This is a genomic window from Methylobacterium sp. E-005 (assembly GCF_022829725.1).
Taxonomy (GTDB): Bacteria; Pseudomonadota; Alphaproteobacteria; order Rhizobiales; family Beijerinckiaceae; genus Methylobacterium.
Genome location: NZ_JAKSYG010000190.1, coordinates 42,368 through 60,981 on the forward strand (window position 1 = coordinate 42,368; position 18,614 = coordinate 60,981).

The following is an 18,614-nucleotide window of genomic DNA, read 5'->3' on the forward strand; positions in this document are numbered from 1 at the left end:
GGAATCTCCGGTCCGGTCGCCGGGACATCCCATGGTCGTGCGCCCCTTTCGGAGGTGGTCGAGATGCTTCCGGGGCGCAGCCGAGGACGTGGGCCTCCGAAGGGTTGGGAAGCCTATCGCAGGGTGGAAGACTCACCATCCCGAAGGGGGCGATCCTCGCCATCGCGTCCCCCGACCGAGACGTGGGAGTTCAGGCGGTCCAGGTGCTCAAAGACATGCTCGAAGGCGCTCGTGACGGCCTGCTCGAAGGAGTTGTCGTTCTTGCCCATGGCCGACTTGAGCCCGCTCAGGAGCGCTCGGTGCTTCTCGGTATCGTTTGACATGGCGTTCCTCGTTGCCGGTCGGACGCCGGCGCCGATAGGCAAGCCCCGCTCCCGCCGAGGGTTCCGATTTGCATCCCCACCGCCTCCTTCGTCGGCGGAGGGGACGTTTTTTCTATCATCCTGACGTGATCGTGTCGCAACCTGCGAATTGTAGAATTGTGGGCGGAGGAAACCCATGGCAGGGATAGTCCCGTCGACGATCCGCCGTCGGCCGGATTTCCCCTCCCATGTCCAGCGACCCCGGTCACCCGTTCGCGGGCAACCTGCTTCTCGCCGCGCTCGCGGCGCCCGACGTGGCCCTGCTCGCGCCGCATCTCGCCCGACGGGAGCATGCCCGGGGTGACGTGCTGTTCCGCGTCGGCGAGGACGTCTCGCACGTCACCTTCCCCCTGGACCAGACCGTCGCGACCCTGCTGGTGCCGATGGGCGGCGACCGAACCGTCGAGACCGCCACGGTCGGTTACGAGGGCGCGATGGGCGGCGTCGTCAGCCATGGGTACCTGCCCGCCTTCACCCGGTGCGTGATCCAGGTCGAGGGCGCGGTCCTGCGCATGGATGCGGAAAGGCTGCGCGAGGCCAAGCGCGCCTCCCCGACGCTGAACGACCTGTTCGTGCGCTACGCCGATTGCCTGCTCGCCCAGGTGCTGCAGTCGGTCGCCTGCAACGCCGCCCATCCCATCGAGCAGCGGGTGCTGCGCTGGCTGCTCGGCCTTCAGGACAGGGTCGGCACCGACGCCCTGCCGATCACCCAGGTCGTGCTCGCCGGGATGCTCGGCATCGGTCGGACCTACGTCACCACGGTGCTGACCAAGCTTCAGGACCAGGGACTCATCCATGTCGGGCGCGGCCGCATCCACATGCTCGACCGGGCCCGGACCGAGGCCGCCTGCTGCGACTGCCACGCCCGGGTCCGCGGGCACTTCCGCAGCGTCCTCGGGGCGATGTACGCGCCGGGGGGCGGGATCGTCGCCGTCGAGGCGACCGAGCCCGGGACGCCGCCGCCGCCCCGGCCCGATGCCCTTCTCCCGGCGCTTCGGGAGGCTGGTCGATGACCACACCGACAGCCATCCCGTTCGAGGTCCACCTGCCGCCCAGGCTGGCGGCGCTCGACGCCTACGGCATCCTCGACACCCCGCCCGAGAAGGGTTTCGACGACATCGTCGACCTGGCCCGGAAAGCCTGCGGCACGCCCGTGGCGCTCGTGAGCCTGGTCGCCGGCGACCGGCAATGGTTCAAGGCTCGCGTCGGGTTCGGGCCGTGCGAGACCACGCTCGACAAATCGGTCTGCGCGCACGTCCTCGGGCAACCCGACCTCCTCGTCGTCCCCGACCTGAGGGAGGACCCCCGCACCCGCGCCAATCCCTTGGTCACCGGCGACCCGTTCATACGGTTCTATGCCGGCGCCCCGTTGCAGGCGGCCGACGGCGCGTGCATCGGTTCCCTGTGCGTGATCGACGTCGAACCGCGCCCCGACGGCCTGACCGCGGACCAGGCCGACGCCCTCCGGGCCCTGGCCCGCCAGGTCATGGTGCAACTGGAACTGCGGCGGTCGCTCGCCGAACGCGACGGCCTGCTCGCCGCCCAGCGCGCGGCGGTGACCCAGCACGAAGCCTTGCTCGACGCCCAGGCCGCCGTCGCGGGATCGGGCGGGCGGTTCGACGACGTGCTCGACGCGGTCGTGGCCGGGGCGATGAGGGCGCTGCCCCAGGCCGAGGGCGGCGTCGTGGAGATGCGGGAGGGCGACGAGCTCGTCTACCGGTGCGGAGCCGGGAACCTCGCCCGCCATGCCGGCCTGCGTCTTCCGCTACGCGGCAGCCTAGCGGGGGCGTGCCTGCTGTCCCTGCAGGCGCAGGCGGTGGCGGACGTCCTCGACGACCCCGACGTGAAGCTCGACCTGATCGAGGATCTCGGTTTGCGGTCATGCGTCGTGGTCCCGATCACCCGCGACGGCGAGGGCATTGGCGTCCTCAAGCTCCAGTCCGGCCTGACCGGCGCATTCTCGCAGCGCGACGTCGAGGTCGCGGGACTGTTCGCCGGCACCGTCGCCGCCGGCCTCTATCGGGTCGGCGAGGCCGAGGCCCGGCGCAGGGCCAAGGCCACCGAGGACCGCTACGAGGCTGTCTTCAACAGCGCCATCGACTACGCGATCATCGTCATGGGCCTCGACGGGCGCGTCGACGACTGGAACGAGGGCGCGACCCGCATCCTCGGGTGGTCGCCGGCGGAGATGGTCGAGCGACCGGCCGACGTGTTCTTCACACCTGAGGACCGGGCGAACGGCATCGCCGAAAAGGAAATGCAGGCCGCGCTCGACCACGGGCGCGGCGTCGACGAGCGCTGGCACATCCGCAAGGACGGCACCCGGTTCTGGGCCAACGGCGAGATGATGGCGCTGCGCGACGAGGTGGGGACGGCCATCGGCTTCCTGAAGATCCTGCGCGACCGCACCGAGCAGCGCGACGCCGCCGCGCGGCTCCATGAGAGCGAGGGATTCCTGCGCAGCGTGCTCGATGCCTCCGCCGATTGCATCAAGGTGCTCGACCTCGACGCCCGCCTCGAATTCATGAGCGCGGGCGGCCGGACGGTCATGGAGGTCGACGACTTCGACGGCATCGCCGGGGCGGACTGGACCGGGTTCTGGGACGCGGCCGGCAAGGCCGAGGCCCGGGCGGCCGTCGATGCCGCCTCGGCGGGCGGCGTCGGGCGCTTCACCGGGCCGGCCTGCACGATGAAGGGCAACCGGAAGTGGTGGGACGTCCAGGTCACGCCGATCCGGGGCGGCGATGGCGCGGTCACCAAGCTGCTGGCCGTCTCGCGCGACGTCAGCGCGAACCGGAAGGCCGAGGAGGCGCTGCTCGCCAGCGAGATGCGCTACCGCGACCTGTACGAGAGCATCGACGCCGGCTTCTGCGTGATCGAGGTCAAGCTCGACGCGACCGAGCGTCCGCTCGACTACCGCTTCCTGGAGGTGAACCCGGCGTTCGAGCGGCAATCGGGGCTCAAGGGCGTCCTCGGCCAATGGATGCGCGACTTGGCGGAGGGCCACGAGGAGCACTGGTTCGAGATCTACGACCGCATCGCCCGCGGCGGCGCGCCGGAACGGTTCGAGCATATGGCGAACGCCCTCGGGGACCGCTGGTTCGAGGTCTACGCCTATCCGTTCGGCGAGCCGGGCTCCCGCCAGGTCGCGGTGCTGTTCAACGACATCACGGCACGCAAGCGCACCGAGGACGCGCTCCGGGCGAGCGAGGCGAGCCAGCGCTCGATCATGGCGACCGTACCGGTGGGCATCGTGTTCGTCGAGGCGCCGTCCGGGCGCGTGATCGGCGGCAACGCCTTCATGGAGACGGTGATCGGCCGTCCGACCATCGAATCCCGCGACGTCGAGAGCTACGGCGAGTGGGTCGCCTACCACGCCGACGGGCGCCGGGTCGTCCCGACCGAGTTCCCGGTGGCCCGGGTCATCCGCGAGGGGCTGGACCGCTCCGAGCTTGAGGTCGAGTTCGAACGGCCGGACGGCAGCCGTGTCTGGTCGCAGGTCGTCGCCACGCCGATGCGCGACGCGGCCGGGACCGTCAACGGGGTGGTCGCGGCCATCTCCGACATCGACGCGCGCAGGCGGGTCGAGGAGCAACGCGACCTGCTGAGCGCCGAACTCAGCCATCGCATGAAGAACCTCCTGGCGATGGTTCAGGCCATCGCCTCGAACACCCTGCGCGGCGCCACCGACGTCGAGGTCGCCAAGGAGGTCCTCGCCGACCGGCTGATCACCCTGGGCAAGGCGCACGACCTGCTTCTCGGCGGCGCCGCCGAGCACGCCCCCATCGAACCTGTCATCCGCGGCGGCGTCGGCCTCCAGGACGACGGCTCGGATCGCGTGCGCTACCGCGGCCCTTCGGTCGAGATCGGCGGCAAGGCGGCGCTCGCCCTTGCACTGATGACGCACGAGCTCGCCACCAACGCCGCCAAGTACGGCGCCCTTTCGACCTCCGAGGGCCGCGTCGAGATCGACTGGAGGCTGCGCGAGGAAGCCCCCGGGCCGGTCCTGACGATATCCTGGCGCGAGCGCGGCGGTCCGACGGTGGCCCCCCCGTCGCGGAAGGGGTTCGGATCCCGCCTGATCGAGCGCGGCCTCGTCGGCGCGGTCGACGGCAGGATCGCGCTGACGTACCCGTCCGAGGGGGTGTGCTGTGTCGTCGAGGCACCACTTCGTAATTTCCAAGACGTCCTGTGAGGCCGCGCCGCAACATGGGACGCGTCCCGCGGTTGTCGCTCCGGCCCCATTTTCCAGGACGGCCAAGAACCCTTCCGCATGCTCGCTGAACCGACGTCACGGACCGATGCCTTCCCGCGCGCCGGCGGCGAGACGGGCGCGCTCATGCGGGCCCACGACTGGGAGCGCACCGCCCTGGGCGCGCCGTCGGGATGGCCCGCCGCGCTGAAGGTTGCCGTCAACTTGGTCCTGGGCTCGCCCGAGAGCATGTTCCTGGCGTGGGGGCCCGACCTCGCATGCCTGTATAACGATACCTACCGTCCGATCCTCGGCCCGAGGCTGCCGCATGCCCTCGGTGCGCCGTTGCGCGTCCTGTGGTCGGACGTCTGGGACCAGGTCCGACCGATCATCGAGATGGCCCTGGCGGGCACGGCGAGCCGGTACGACGACCTGCCCCTGACCATGGCACGGCACGGGGTCGAGGAGCAGACCTGGTGGTCGTTCTCGTACTCGCCGTTGTTCGACGAGGACGGCGCGGTCGTGGGGGTGTTCTGCGTCAGCAATGAGACCACGCAACGCGTGCTGTCCGAACGTGCCCTGCGGGCGCGCGAGGCAGAGCTTCTGCTCATCACCGATACCCTGCCGCTGCTGATCGCCTTCATCGACCGCGATCTCGTCTATCGGTTCGCCAACAAGGCCTATGAGGACTGGTTCGACAGAAGCCCCGAGGAGGTGGTCGGGCGCCATGTCCGCGACCTGCTGGACGACGAGGGCCTCGCGGCGCGCCGGGCGGCCTTCGACACCGCCCTGGCAGGGGACCAGGTACGGCTCGAACTCGACTGGCCGCACCGGGACGGGCGTCCCAGGGTCGCCGACATCCGCTACCTCCCGCGCCGGGCGGAGGACGGTGCCGTCGACGGCTTCTACGTCTACGTCCTCGACGTGACAGACCGCAAGCAGGTGGAGCATCTGCTGCGGGAGACCAACGAGACTCTCGAACGGCGGGTCGCGGAACGGACCTCGGACCGCAACGCCCTGTGGCAGCTCTCGTCCGACATCATGCTCCGCTGCGGCTTCGACGGCATCATCGTCGCCGTGAACCCGGCCTGGACGAGCGTGCTCGGATGGTCGGAGGGGGAGCTCGTCGGCCGCAACCTGTTCGAGCTGATTCATCCCGACGACGTCGAGCATACCGTCGAGGGGGCGCAATCGTCCTCGGAGGGCCACTCGTTCGCACGCTTCGACAACCGTTACCGCCATAAGGACGGCGGCTACCGCTGGATCTCATGGTCGACCCGGCCGGACGCCGGGGTGATCAACGCCGTCGGCCGGGACTTCACCGTCGAGCGCGAGCGTGCGGAAGCGCTTGTGGTAGCCGAGGAGGCGTTGCGCCAGGCCCAGAAGATGGAGGCCATCGGACAGCTCACCGGAGGCGTCGCGCATGACTTCAACAACCTGCTGACTGTGATCAAGTCCTCGACTGACCTGCTCAAGCGACCGGACCTGCCAGACGCGCGCCGGCTCCGTTACGTCGGCGCGATCTCGGACACGGTCGAGCGGGCAGCGAAGCTGACGGGGCAGCTGCTGGCCTTCGCCCGCCGGCAGGCGCTCAAGCCGGAGGTGTTCGAGGTCGGGCAGAGCCTCACCTCGGTCGGCGACATGGTGGGAACGCTCACCGGCTCGCGCATCGCCGTCGACGTCCGCGTGCCGAATGCCGCCGGCTTCGTGAACGCCGACCCGAGCCAGTTCGACACGGCGGTCGTCAACATGGTGATCAACGCCCGCGACGCGATGGGCGGCGAAGGCCGCCTGGTCATCGAAATGCGGGAAGCGGCCGAGATTCCCGGCCTCCGCGAGCATGACGCCATTCGAGGTGCGTTCGTGGCCGTCGCCATCAGCGATACCGGGGCCGGCATCGCGGAGGGCGACATCGAGCGGATCTTCGAGCCGTTCTTCACCACGAAGGGCGTCGGGCACGGCACGGGGCTGGGCCTCAGCCAGGTGTTCGGCTTCGCCAAGCAATCGGGTGGGGACGTCGCGGTCGAGAGCGAGGTCGGACGCGGCACCACCTTCACCCTGTACCTGCCCCGCGTGCCCGACCCGGTGACGCCCGCCGCCGCGGACGCGGAGCCGGAGCCGCTGGTCGATGGCCATGGCACCTGCGTCCTGGTGGTCGAGGACAACGTCGACGTCGGCGCCTTCGCCACCCAATCCCTGGCCGAGCTCGGCTACGCGACGGTCTGGGCCGAGAACGCCGACCAGGCACTCGCCGAGCTTGCGAGGGACGCGGGCCGCTTCGACGTGGTCTTCTCCGACGTGGTCATGCCGGGCATGAACGGGATCGACCTCGGCCACGAGATCCGCCGGCGCCACCACGACCTGCCGGTGGTGCTGACCTCGGGCTACAGCCACGTGCTGGCCAAGAACGGCACCTACGGGTTCGAACTCCTGCACAAGCCGTATTCCGTCGAGGAACTCTCCCGCATCCTGCGCAAGGCCGGGATATGGCGGCGGCGCAAGGGTCTGCTCGGCGCCTGACCCCGGCATTCCCCTTCGACCCAAGGCACCCGATAGGACGAGGATGGATCGCCATGCGACGCCGTCGGAATCGACGGATCGATGGGCGTCCTGAACCGGGCACCGTCCTATTCCGCCGCCTCCCTCCGGCGGCGGCGCTTCGAGGCGGCCCTGCGGAGGATGCGCGACAGGGCCTCAACCGAGTATGGCTTGTGAAGGAGTTCGAACCCGTGGTCGCTCTCCTGGGCGAGGACGTGGCTGTACCCGCTGGTCAGGACCACCGGTAGGCCGGGATAGAGGCGTACGACCTCGCGCCCGAGTTCGACCCCGTTCATGCCCGGCATCACGACGTCCGAGAACATGACGTCGTAGGTGTCCGGCTTGGCGGCCAGCGCCGCCAGGGCCTCGTCGGCGTTCGCGACCCAATGGGTGCTGTAGCCGAGCTCCTGCAGGGTCTGGGTCGAGAAGGTGCCGACCTCCCGGTTGTCTTCGACCACCAGCACGCAGATGCCGGTCCCGTCGACGACGGTGGGCTCCGCCCCACCCTCCTCGACCCGACCGGCGCCCGCGTCCGCGCGTGGCAGGTAGAGCGCGAAGGTGGTGCCGCGCCCGACCTCGCTCTCGACCAGGACCTCGCCGCCCGATTGCTTGGCGAACCCGAACACCTGGGAGAGCCCGAGGCCCGTGCCCTGGCCGACGCCCTTGGTCTTGAAGAACGGCTCGAAGATCCGGTCGACTTGGTCGGCCGGAATGCCGGAACCGGTGTCGGACAGCGCGATCCGGACGTAGTCGCCATGCTGTGCGGGATGGGACCGCATCGCCGGCACGATGCCCACGGCCTCGACCGAGATGTCGAGCCGACCCTCGCCGTCCATCGCGTCGCGGGCGTTGACCGCCATGTTCACCAGGGCCGTGTCGAACTGGCTCGGGTCGGCGCGGATGTGGCACGGCTCGTCGCCGACGCGGATGGCCACCGCGATGCGGGCGCCGGTGAGCGTTCCGACCATCTCGCCGATGGCCCTCACGCTCCTGCCGGCGTCGAACACCTCCGGTCGCAACGCCTGCCGCCGGGCGAAGGCCAGGAGCTGGCCCGTAAGCTTGGCGGCCCGGTCGACGGTGTCGGAGATCGCCCCGATGTAGCGGGCGCGCCGGTCCTCGGAGAGGTCAGGTTGCTTGAGCAGGTCGGTGGACGACTTGATCACCGTCAGCAGGTTGTTGAAGTCGTGCGCGACGCCCCCGGTCAGCTGACCGACGGCCTCCAGCTTCTGCGATTGCCGGAGGGCCTCCTCGGCCTGGAGCAGGCTGGCGGCGCGCTCCTTCTCCTGGGTGACGTCGCGGGAGACGCAGTACAGCAGCCCCTCAACCGGGACGGCCGTCCACGACAGCGTGCGGTAGCCGCCGTCGCGCGCCCGGAACCGGTTCTCGAACGCTAGGGTCAGGCCACCGGCGGCGAGGCGGGCAACCTCGGCCCGGGTCCGTTCCCGGTCGTCGGGGTGTTCGAGCCACTCCGAGGTCTTGCCGATGATGTCCCGGTAGTCCCACCCCAGGATGCGCTGCCAGGCCGGGTTGATGCTGACCCAGACGCCGTTGGCGTTGGCCACCCCGAGCATGTCCTGGCTCACCTGCCAGATCCGGTCGCGCTCCTTCGTGCGCTCGGCGACCTGGGCCGCCAGGGTCTCGTTCAACGCCCTAAGCGCCCCCTGCGCCCGCACGCGCTCGACCGCGTCCCAGATCCGGGCCGAGACCTCGCCGACCAGCGAGACCTCGTCCGCCGTCCAGGCCCGCGGCTCGAAGTGGTTGACGTAGACGACCGAGCGCAGGCGTCCCTCGTGGACCTGGGGCACGGCGACGATGGCGGCGATGCCGAAGGCGCCCATCCCCAGGCCGGCCGTGTCCGGATCGGCCTCGACGTCCGCGTAGACCGACGTCCGCCCCTTCCTGAGGTTGGCGATGTTGCCGGGGCCGAACGCGTCGAGCGGGTAGGTGCCGGCCAGCGTCGCCACGCCATCGACGTACTCGGTGCCGAGGGCGACGGACAAGCCGTCCTCCTCGACGAAGCCGTATCCGACGCGGCTGACCCCCAGGTAGCGCCCGAGGGCGTCCACCACCGTCTGCATCCGGCCGCGCAGGCCGCCCTGCTCGCGCAGCGTATCGGTCAGGTCGAGCAGGAATCGTTGGCGCGCCTCGGCGGCTTGCCGTTCGGCGACGCGCCGCTCCAGCTCGGCGTTCATCTCCCGGAGGCGACGCTCGTCCAGCCGGCGGTCGGTGACGTCGGAGACCTTGAGCACGGCCCCCACGAGCTCGCCGCCCCCGAACGCGGGCGCGTTCGAGCAGACCACCTCGATGGGTCTGCCGTCACGGCGGAAGAAGGTGCCGTCGCGCCGGCGGAGGGTCTCCCCGTTCCGGATGGCGTGCACGAAGTCGCATTCCGAGGATGGGAACGGGCGCCCGTCCGGATGGCGGTGGTGGGCGGCCTCGTGCAGGTCCTGTCCGACCAGGGTTCCCTCCTCCCATCCCAGCAGGGCATGTGCCGTCAGGTCGGCGAAGGTGACGACCCCATCGAGGTCGAGCTGGAACACCGCCTCGCTGACGTGGTCCGTGACGGTCCGGAGCAGGTCGGTCTGGCGCTGCAACGCCTCCGCCGCCATTCGCTGGCCGGTCCGGTCCCGCAGGATCTTGAGGTAGCCGACGTGGCTGCCGTCATCGGCGTGCAGCGGCATCGTCTCGCCCAGCGCGAAGAACCGCGAGCCGTCCTTGCGCTGGTGCCAGCGCTCGTCGTTGCCGCGGCCTTCCTCGCGGGCACTTTTCATCTCGCGCTCGGGAATGCCGGCGGCGACGTCCTCCTCGGTGAAGAACACCCGGGCCGGCTTGCCGCACATCTCGGCCTCGGACCAACCGAGGATGATCTCGGCACCCGCGTTCCAGCCGGTGACGAGGCCATCGAGGTCCAGGGTCAGCATGGCGTAGTCGACGGCGCTGTCGAGGATCTGGCGGTGTCGGGTGTCCGCCTCGCGCACCCGGCGGAGTGCGTCGTCGCGGGCGGACATCGAGCGGCGCAGTTCCATTTGGGCCATCACCTGACGGGCCAACGCCTCCAGGGCCCCGGCCTGTTCGGGGGTGAGTCCCTCGGGCCGGGGCTTGCCGTCGATCACGCACAGCGTTCCTAGCGCGACGCCCTCGGGGTTCTCCAGGCGGGCGCCGGCATAAAACCGCAGGTGGGGCTCCCCGGTTACCAGGGTGTTGCCGCGGGTGCGCGGGTCGGTTGTCAGGTCAGGGATCACCAGCAGGCCCGGCCGCGCGAGGGCATGCGTGCAGACCGACTGCGACAGCGGGGGTCTGGCAGGGATCGAACCCGACCCGTGCCTTGAACCACTGCCGATCCCCGGCGGCGAGGCTGACCAGGGCGACCGGCGTCGCGCAGATCCGCGAGGCGAGCAGGACGATGTCGTCGAACCCCCGCTCGGCCTGGGTGTCGAGGATGCCGTAGCCGTCGAGGGCCGCGATACGTTCCGGACCGCGGACAGCGTCCTCAGGCGCGGTCACGGACGACCTACGCGTTGGCGGTCGCGCGGGGGTTCGACGCCGCCTCCCGCTCCATCAACAGACGGAGCGCCGTCCTGACGACCTCGCTGATCGAGGTGTACTCGCCCTTGGCGACCTGGGCCTCGACGTACGCGATCAGCAGTTCGGTCAGGGCGATGTGTCGGGAATGCTTCGCGGCCATCCGGAGCCCCTAGAAGCTCCGAGAACCGGTGTCGCAGCCGCGACACCTCGTGCCCCGACGATTTCACATGCCTATGCGGTCGCAGGCATCGGCCCGCGGGCGGGCGACGATGCCCGTCGTCCGCCCGGAAAGGCTGGGACCACGGTCGTCTCGCGTCCCGCGCGATGCCTGCAGGGTGCTTCCCGTTGTCCGCTTTTCCCGTACGCGCGAATCCCCCACTTCGGACCCAGGGTCCGGAACCCGGGGGACGCCCCCGGCGATGTGTCCCGGATGCCTCGGACCCGAACCGCCAACAGCATGTCGATACGCGCGGCGTTACCCCTCGATCCAAGCCAACTGACCAGGGAGGAACTTGAGGCCGAGGTCGTCCGCCTGCGTGCCCGGGCCGATGCCGCCACGCCCGACCGGCGTCGGAGGGCGGTACTCGACAGCACCACCTTCTTCGCCATCATCCTGACCGACCAAGAGGGACTGGTCACCGACTGGAACGTGGGGGCCGAGCGCATCCTGGGCTGGTCGGCCGCGGAGATGTGCGGACGCAAACTGGATCGCATCTTCACGGCCGGGGACATCGCCATCGACCGCGCCGGAACTGAGATGCTCCTGTCGCTGGAACACGGTCGCGCCGACGACGAGCGCTGGCACCTGCGCAAGGACGGCTCGCGCTTCTTGGCCTCGGGCGAGATGATGCCGCTGCGGGGCGACGGGGGCGAGGACTTGGGCTTCGTGAAGGTCCTGCGCGACCGCACCGCCGAGCACCGGGCCGGCGAGGAACTGCGCCACACCGCGATCCGCGTTTGCGAGAGCGAGGACCACTACCGCCATACCGTCGAGCTCAACCCGCAGGTCCCGTGGATCGCGGACCCCCAGGGCAACATCACCTCGTACTCGAACCGGTGGCTGGAGCTCACCGGCCAGGCCCCGGGCGAGCCGCTCGGGGCCGGCTGGGCCAAGGCGATCCATCCGGACGACGTCCCGCACACCATGGCGGCGTTCGGGGCGAGCCTCGCCAGCGGCGAGCCGGTCGACGTCGATTACCGCATTTACGTCGCGGCCATCGGCGAGCATCGCTGGATGCGGGCGCGCGCCTATCCGCGCCGGGATGACCGGGGCGAGATCGTCCAGTGGTACGGCATCGTCGAGGACATCCACGACCGCAGGCTGGCCGAGGCCGCGCTCAAGGGCAGCGAGGCGCGCTACCGCAGCCTGTTCGAGAGCATTGAGGTCGGCTTCTGCATCGTCGAGATGCGGTTCGAGGGCACGGTCGCCGTCGACTACCAGGTCGTGGAGGCCAACCCCGCCTTCGTGCGGCAGACCGGGGCGGACGTCACGGGAAGGTGGGTGAGCGAGTTCGCGCCGAACCTGGAGCGGCACTGGTTCGAGACCTACGGCCGCGTCGCCCTGACCGGGGAGCCGTCCCATCTCGAGCACTACGCCGAGGTGTTCGGGCGCTGGTTCGACGTGCGCGCCTTGCGGACGGGCGATCCGGCCGCGCATCGCGTCGCGATCTTCTTCTCGGACATCACCGAGCGCCGGCGGGTCGAGCGGCGCGCCGAGGCCGGCGAGCGCGAGCTGCGCCTCATCACCGATGCGCTCCCGGTCCTGATTTCCTTCATCGGCGCCGACTACGTCTACCGCTTCGCCAACCGGGCCTACGACGCGTGGTTCTCAGTGACCGCGGAGGAGGTCGTCGGCCGTGATGTCCGCGACCTGCTCGGTCCGGAGGGTTACGCCGTTCGAAAACCCTTCATGGACCGGGCCCTGGGGGGCGAGCCCGTCACCTTCGAGCTCGACTGGCCGCATCGGGACGGTCGCCCCCGCGTCGCCGAGATCCGCTACCTGCCCCGCCGGGGCGCTGACGGCGCCCTCGACGGGTTCCACGAGTTCGTGCAGGACGTCACCGACCGCAGGCGCACGGAGGCCGACCTCGCGCGCCAGGTCGCCGCCCGCACGGCCGAGCGCGACCAGGTTTGGCAGGCGTCGTCGGACCTGCTCTGCGTCGCCAATCTCGACGGCTACTTCATCAGCCTCAACCCGGCCTGGCCGGCCAGGCTGGGCTGGTCGGAGGACGAGCTCAAGGCCCGCCCCTTCCTCGACTTCGTCCATCCCGACGACGTCGCGGCGACCGTGGCGGCCGCGGGCGGGCTCGCGCGCGGCGAGGCCCAGCTCACCTTCGAGAACCGCTACCGGCACAGGGACGGGAGCTATCGCTGGCTATCCTGGAACGCGGTGCCGCGCGACGGCCTGATCTACGCCTCCGTGCGCGACGTCACCGGGATCAAGGCCCAGGCCGAGGCGCTCGCCAGGACCGAGGAGGCGCTGCGCCAGTCCCAGAAGATGGAGGCCGTGGGCCAACTCACCGGCGGCCTCGCCCATGACTTCAACAACCTGCTCGCGGGCATCTCCCGGTCGCTGGAGTTGATGCAGACCCGGATGTCGCAGGGACGGATGGGCGACCTCGACCGGTACATGAGCGTGGCCCAGGGCGCGGCCAAGCGCGCCGCGGCGCTGACCCATCGCCTGCTCGCCTTCTCGCGGCGCCAGACGCTGGATCCGAAGCCCACCAACGTGAACCGCCTCGTCGCCGACATGGAGGAGCTGATCCGGCGCACGGTCGGCCCCTCCGTCCACCTGGAGGTCGTCGGCCTCGCCGGGCTGTGGCCGGCGCTGATCGATCCGGGGCAGTTGGAGAACGCCCTGCTCAACCTGTGCATCAACGGCCGCGACGCGATGCCGGAGGGCGGGCGCATCACCATCGAGACCGCCAACCGGTGGATCGACGAGGTCGGCGGCCGGCAGCACGACCTGCCGCCGGGGCAGTATCTCAGCGTCTGCGTGAGCGACACCGGCACCGGCATGACGCCGGACCTGATCGACAAGGTATTCGAGCCGTTCTTCACCACCAAGCCCACCGGCGAGGGCACGGGCCTCGGCCTGTCAATGGTCTACGGCTTCGCCCGCCAGTCGGGCGGGCAGGTGCGGATCTATTCCGAGGTCGGCGAGGGCACGATGGTGTGCCTCTACCTGCCCCGCCATTACGGCGAGGCCGACGAGGCCGAGGTCGCGCGCCGGCTCGCCGAGGTGGAGCTGGCGGGCCAGGGCGAGACCGTGCTGATCGTCGACGACGAGCCCTCCGTGCGCATGCTGGTCACGGAGGTGCTGGAAGACCTCGGCTACACCGCCATCGAGGCCGCCGACAGCGTCGCCGGCCTGAAGGTGCTGCAACCGGACGTGCGCATCGACCTGCTCGTCACCGATGTCGGCCTGCCGGGCGGCATGAACGGGCGGCAGATGGCCGATGCCGGCCGCGAGCGGCGCCCCGACCTCAAGGTGCTATTCATCACGGGCTATGCCGAGAACGCGGTGCTCGGGAACGGCTACCTTCGCCCCGCCGTGCAGGTGCTGACCAAGCCGTTCGTGCTGGAGACGCTGGCCACCCGCATCAAGGACCTCATCGCGGAGCCCTAGGGCTTCTGCGGAGCACCCGTCGCCCGCGTGGCCGACATCCACGGCCTTCCCACGAAAACCTCGGGCCCGGGATGAACAGGTGCGTGGGCGGCGCCCGACCCAAGGCCGGTACGCCGCTTCTATCGTAGCCGCTTACATGCGGTGCATCATGCGCTTCTTCATCATGTGACGGCGCATCATCTTCCGGTGCATCATCCGCTTCTTCATCATCATCCGGTAGCCATGCATCATGCGGACCTGAGTGACGCCGGCTGGGCCGACCTGGAGTCCGTTCGGGCCCATCGGGGCGGCCGAGGCGGCGCCGGTTCCGAGCGCGAGGCCACCGAGGACCGAGGCTGCAAGCGCGAGGGTGGTGATCTTCATTCGTCGTCTCCCGTATGGGGAAGGAATCCCCTTCCGTACGGTGATCCAAGAGAAGAAATCCGCTGCAAGTTCCTGATTATATGAATAAAATATCGTTGACCGAGGGGAATTGGACACGGGTTTTCGGGCGCTGGACCGGAGCCCGCGCCACGCCCGGAGCGGGCGAACGAAGACATGTACGAAGGCTTCCCCCGGAAGGTTTCAGCCCGGTTCGGCACAGGCTTATCCACCAATCTCCCGGAGCCGGTATGGCCGTGGATCGAGGGAGGGTGGTTCCAATAGCGCCGGCCGCGCAGTTGGCACCCTCAGACATATTCCGGAGCCGGACGGGCCCAGACCAGCCGGACCGCCTTGCCGCTCACGTCGACCTCAAGACCGGTGAGTACCCGCAGCGCCTGGGCCATTCCCTGGATGGCGGCCTTGCCGAAGCCATGGACCGGGATGTGCATGAGGGCGAGCTTGCATACGGCCACGGCCACCGCTTCCCGCACGAGGTCATTAAGGTTCGTCCCAACGAAATCCCTGCCTGCATCCCCGCCGAACAGTGCGACGTCACGCAACAGATGTTGGATGCTGGTCGAACGCGACATCTGCATGGAGGAATTGGCCATCGCCTCGCACCGCGCCTCCTGCAACCAGACTTGGTCTCTTGAGGCGACACGGCGTTCCGCCATTCCTGAAGTTTGAATTTGCGTGCCAAGTATTGAAGCTTCGGCTTACGGTTATCAAATCTTGGAAATCATAGTCGGAGGCTGGGCATGAGCAAGCCGGGCAACATCTACGTCGAGCCGCGGGAGCAGGGCGACTACGCCGTGCGTCGCGAGGGTTCCAAGCGCGCCAGCGACGTGCTGCCGACGCAGAAGGCGGCCATCGAGCGGGCGCGGGAGCTGGAGCCGGACAAGAAGCCCAACGTGGCGCAGGTCCAGAACACGAGCGTCGGCGGCCCGGATCAGTTCCGCAAGACCCGATAGCCGTCCCTGCGAGCCCTGAGGCGTCGGCCGGGCTCGGGCGGAAAAGTCCGTTCGGACGAGATGACTCCTGGGCCGGGCCGCCGCGTCCCATGTGGCGCACCGTGCCTCCAAAGACCGGCACCCCACGCGCGAACGGTGGTGCCTCCTCCCGCGAGGAGGCATCGCCGCAGACGCGCAGCCGATCCTCGCCATCTCGTCTACTATGGCCGACGAAGCCCATCACGGACGCCGTCGCCGTACGCTTGATCCAGGAAGGGGCCGAGCTTGGCGATGACCTCGTCGGGCGCGTCTTCGGCCTGGAGGTGCCCGCCGCCGGTGGCCCACCCCTCGACGTCATCGGCCCAACGGCGCCAGATCTCCACCGGTGTCGGACCCCCTTTCGCCCAATCCGCCTCTGGCCATAGGACCATGACCGGGCACGGAAGCTTTCGACCCGCCTCGCGGTCGGCCCGGTCGAACGCCAGATCCTCGGACACGGCGGCGCGATAGTCCTCGCAGATCGCGTGGCGGACCGCGGGGTCCCGAAATGCGGCAAGATAGGCCTTCCGAGCCGCCTGATCGATCACGTCGCGACCGCCGGTCATCCCTTTCAGGGTGCGGGACATGAAGGCGTCCGGGTCGGCCGCGAGCAGGCGTTCGGGGAGATCCGCCTCCTGGGCGAGGAAGAACCAGTGATAGTTCTTCGCTGCGAAGCCGAAGTCGACTCCGGCCATCACGTCGAGGGTCGGGACCACCGCCAGCGACGCGTAGGCGACGACCCGGTCGGGATGGTCGAGCGTCAGTCGGTACCCGACGCGGCCACCACAGTCGTGGCCGACGACAGCGAACTTATCATGGCCCAATGCCCCCATCAGGGCCACGAGCGCCTCGCCGGCCCGACGCTTGGTCCAGCGCGGGACCATCCGGTCCGGCCGGCTGGCGCCGTAGCCCGGCAGGTCCGGGATGATCACCGCGTGGTTCTCCGCCAGCGTCGGCGCGATCCGTCGCCACGCGACATGGGTCTGCGGGAAACCGTGGAGCATCAGCACCGGCAGGCCATCGCCGCCGGTCACGCCGGCGAAGCGCACGCCCCCGGCTTCGATGTCGAGGGGTCGGAACCCCGGGAAGAAGGCCGTGTCGTTGGCGGAAGTGGGGGATTGCATCAGGCCGTTTCCCGGGTTGCCAGATGGGGGAAGGACCGGTCGCGGCCGGCCAGGAAATCGAGCACCGCATCAGCGGTCTCGACGGGGCGCGCCTCGGGTAGCCAATGCGCGCAACCGGGGATGCCGCCGCCGGTGACGTTCGTGGCAAACTCCTGCAGCATCGAGACGATGACCGACCCGTACCGGTGCTCCCCGCCCAGGGCGAGGACCGGGATCGTCAGGGGTGTCTTCTTCCATTCGAGGCGTCTGCCCGGTCGGTCGGGAACGCCCGGTACCACTCCAGCCCGCCGCGGGTGTTGCCGGGCTGGGCGAAGGCCCGGGCGAACACCTCCACGTCCTCGCTCGCGTGCGCGCCGTGGTCGTAGGCGCGATCGGCGATGAACGTCGAGACGTAGTCGTACTCCCGGCCGAAGATCAGGCGCTCCGGCAGGTCGCGCTTCATGTGGAACGCGAAGTGCCAGTTCCGCGGATCGGCGAAGTTCGCCTCCCATTGTGACCAACCCGGCATCGAGCAGTCCGGGAACGTCAGGTGCGTGACCGCATCGCGACGGGTGCAGGCCAGCGCCAGGGCGACCATGGCCCCAATATCGTGCCCGCAGACCGCGTACAGGGGGAAGCCGAGGCTCTCCATCACGCCGTGGACGTCGGCCGCGAGGCTGACCTTGTCGTAACCGCCTTGCGGAGTGTCGGAATGGCCTGCCCCGCGCAGGTCGAGGGCGACCACTGTATGGTGCCGGGCGAGCAGCGGCATCATCTTCCGCCATTCCCACCAAGTCTGCGGGAAGCCGTGCAGCAGGACGAGGGGCGAACCCTCGCCGCCGATGACCGCATGGATGGCGACGTCATGCACCCGCACCATGGCGTGCCGGAAGCTGTCGAGGGTCTGTTCCATCGTGTTTCTCCTTCCTGGGTCGGGGTTTGAGGGAGCCGGTGGTCATGCGGCCGACGCGGGGGGCGACACGGCTAGGAAGTCCCGGATCGCGGTCGCGAGCTCGGCCGGCCGTTCCTCAGCCGGGTAGTGCCCGCATCGCTCGATCAGGATGTCTCGGACGTCGCTGGCCACCCGGCGGATCGTGCGTGAAGATTCCGGCCCGTATCCCCCGGCCGCCCCGACGGCGAGGACCGGCATTGGGAGCGGGCGCCGCCCCCAGACGGCGTTGTCGCGCCGGTCGGCGGGGAGGATCCGGTAGTAGGCGAAGGAGCACCGCAGGGCCCCGGGGCGGGCCAGCGCCCGGGCGTAGTGCGCGATGTCGGCCTCGGTGACGGAGCCGGAATCGAACACGCCGACCGTCTCGCGCCGCATGAAGTGGTCGACGAACAGGTGCTCCCGGCCCCGGACGAGCGCCTCCGAGATGTCGCCGGCCATGTTAAAGCCGAAGTGCCAACTCCCGCCCTTCGAGACGTCCATCGCCTCCTCTTGGCCGAAGCCCGGCAGGCTGCTCTCGATGAAGACGAGGTGGCTGACCTCGTTTGGCCATTGGGCAGCGTATGCGTAGGCGACATGCCCACCGAGGTCGTGGCCGACTAGGACGACGTGGGGCAGGTCCAACGCCTTCAGCAACGCCCTGAGGCGGGTGGCGACCGTCCGCTTGTCGAAGCCGGCTTCCGGCTTCGAGGAATGGCCGAAACCCGGCAAGTCCGGCGCGACGACGTCGAAGCCCTTTTCGAGAAGCGGCATGACGCGACGCCATGCCCAGGACGTCTGGGGCCACCCGTGCAGGAGGACGACCGGCGTGCCGCTATGTCCGGTGCGCCGGAAGGCGAAACGCATGTCGTCGATGCGCAGCGACATCCCGGCCATGGGCTTCGACGACTCGCTGGGAGTGGACATCATTTCGAGACCTTTTGGTCTATAAATGGGCGTGCCACGAAGCATCGGCCGACACCGGGATG

Annotated in this window: 13 protein-coding genes and 1 pseudogene; 5 read left to right on the top strand and 9 right to left on the bottom strand. The window is 69.6% G+C overall.

Annotated elements, in window-relative coordinates:
• Positions 1-113: 113 nt before the first annotated feature.
• Complete coding sequence (locus MKK88_RS21420) at positions 114-323, bottom strand: hypothetical protein (RefSeq protein WP_244003269.1); 210 nt, start codon at positions 321-323, stop codon at positions 114-116.
• Positions 324-550: 227 nt separating this feature from the next.
• On the opposite strand from MKK88_RS21420, the gene MKK88_RS21425 reads away from it, so the two are divergent.
• The 3 genes from MKK88_RS21425 (at position 551) to MKK88_RS21435 (ending at position 7,074) form a co-directional block, all read left to right on the top strand.
• Positions 551-1,375: a Crp/Fnr family transcriptional regulator gene (locus MKK88_RS21425; RefSeq protein ID WP_244003271.1), complete on the top strand. Its 825-nt coding sequence runs from the start codon at positions 551-553 to the stop codon at positions 1,373-1,375.
• Complete coding sequence (locus MKK88_RS21430) at positions 1,372-4,557, top strand: PAS domain S-box protein (RefSeq protein WP_244003273.1); 3,186 nt, start codon at positions 1,372-1,374, stop codon at positions 4,555-4,557. The genes MKK88_RS21425 and MKK88_RS21430 overlap by 4 nt, the downstream gene beginning before the upstream one ends.
• Positions 4,558-4,635: 78 nt before the next feature.
• Positions 4,636-7,074 (top strand): PAS domain-containing protein, encoded by a 2,439-nt coding sequence (locus MKK88_RS21435; RefSeq protein ID WP_244003275.1) that lies wholly within the window; start codon positions 4,636-4,638, stop codon positions 7,072-7,074.
• A 107-nt stretch (positions 7,075-7,181) separates the two neighbouring features.
• Here MKK88_RS21435 and MKK88_RS21440 read toward each other — a convergent pair whose 3' ends face one another.
• The 3 genes from MKK88_RS21440 to MKK88_RS21450 are packed head-to-tail and all read right to left on the bottom strand — an operon-like array spanning position 7,182 to position 10,777.
• Positions 7,182-10,433, bottom strand: coding sequence for a PAS domain S-box protein (locus MKK88_RS21440; protein ID WP_313902339.1), 3,252 nt, complete (start codon positions 10,431-10,433; stop codon positions 7,182-7,184).
• On the bottom strand, positions 10,324-10,596 hold the full coding sequence (locus tag MKK88_RS21445) for a hypothetical protein (RefSeq protein ID WP_244003277.1): 273 nt from the start codon (positions 10,594-10,596) through the stop codon (positions 10,324-10,326). The genes MKK88_RS21440 and MKK88_RS21445 overlap by 110 nt, the downstream gene beginning before the upstream one ends.
• 7 nt (positions 10,597-10,603) lie before the next feature.
• Positions 10,604-10,777 (bottom strand): type II toxin-antitoxin system ParD family antitoxin, encoded by a 174-nt coding sequence (locus tag MKK88_RS21450; RefSeq protein WP_244003279.1) that lies wholly within the window; start codon positions 10,775-10,777, stop codon positions 10,604-10,606.
• Positions 10,778-11,074: 297 nt separating this feature from the next.
• Here MKK88_RS21450 and MKK88_RS21455 point away from each other — a divergent pair, with 297 nt between their 5' ends.
• A complete protein-coding gene (locus MKK88_RS21455; RefSeq protein WP_244003281.1) occupies positions 11,075-14,245 on the top strand; it encodes a PAS domain-containing sensor histidine kinase in 3,171 nt (1,056 codons plus the stop codon).
• A 132-nt stretch (positions 14,246-14,377) separates the two neighbouring features.
• On the opposite strand, the gene MKK88_RS21460 is transcribed toward MKK88_RS21455, so the two are convergent.
• A complete protein-coding gene (locus MKK88_RS21460; protein WP_244003283.1) occupies positions 14,378-14,608 on the bottom strand; it encodes a hypothetical protein in 231 nt (76 codons plus the stop codon).
• Between the two features lie 305 nt (positions 14,609-14,913).
• Positions 14,914-15,219 carry a hypothetical protein gene (locus MKK88_RS21465; RefSeq protein WP_244003285.1) on the bottom strand — a complete coding sequence of 102 codons (306 nt, stop codon included), beginning with the start codon at positions 15,217-15,219 and terminating at the stop codon, positions 14,914-14,916.
• Between the two features lie 147 nt (positions 15,220-15,366).
• Here MKK88_RS21465 and MKK88_RS21470 point away from each other — a divergent pair, with 147 nt between their 5' ends.
• Complete coding sequence (locus MKK88_RS21470) at positions 15,367-15,579, top strand: DUF2188 domain-containing protein (protein WP_244003287.1); 213 nt, start codon at positions 15,367-15,369, stop codon at positions 15,577-15,579.
• Positions 15,580-15,779: 200 nt separating this feature from the next.
• Here the strand turns inward: MKK88_RS21470 and MKK88_RS21475 are convergent, their stop codons facing one another.
• The 3 genes and pseudogenes from MKK88_RS21475 to MKK88_RS21485 all read right to left on the bottom strand — a co-directional run bounded on the left by MKK88_RS21475 (position 15,780) and on the right by MKK88_RS21485 (position 18,552).
• A complete protein-coding gene (locus tag MKK88_RS21475; protein ID WP_244003289.1) occupies positions 15,780-16,721 on the bottom strand; it encodes an alpha/beta fold hydrolase in 942 nt (313 codons plus the stop codon).
• Positions 16,721-17,613 (bottom strand): annotated as a pseudogene (locus MKK88_RS21480) (alpha/beta fold hydrolase). Before MKK88_RS21480 ends, MKK88_RS21475 begins: the two are co-directional and overlap by 1 nt.
• 42 nt (positions 17,614-17,655) lie before the next feature.
• A complete protein-coding gene (locus tag MKK88_RS21485) occupies positions 17,656-18,552 on the bottom strand; it encodes an alpha/beta fold hydrolase (protein WP_244003291.1) in 897 nt (298 codons plus the stop codon).
• Between the last annotated feature and the right edge of the window lie 62 nt (positions 18,553-18,614).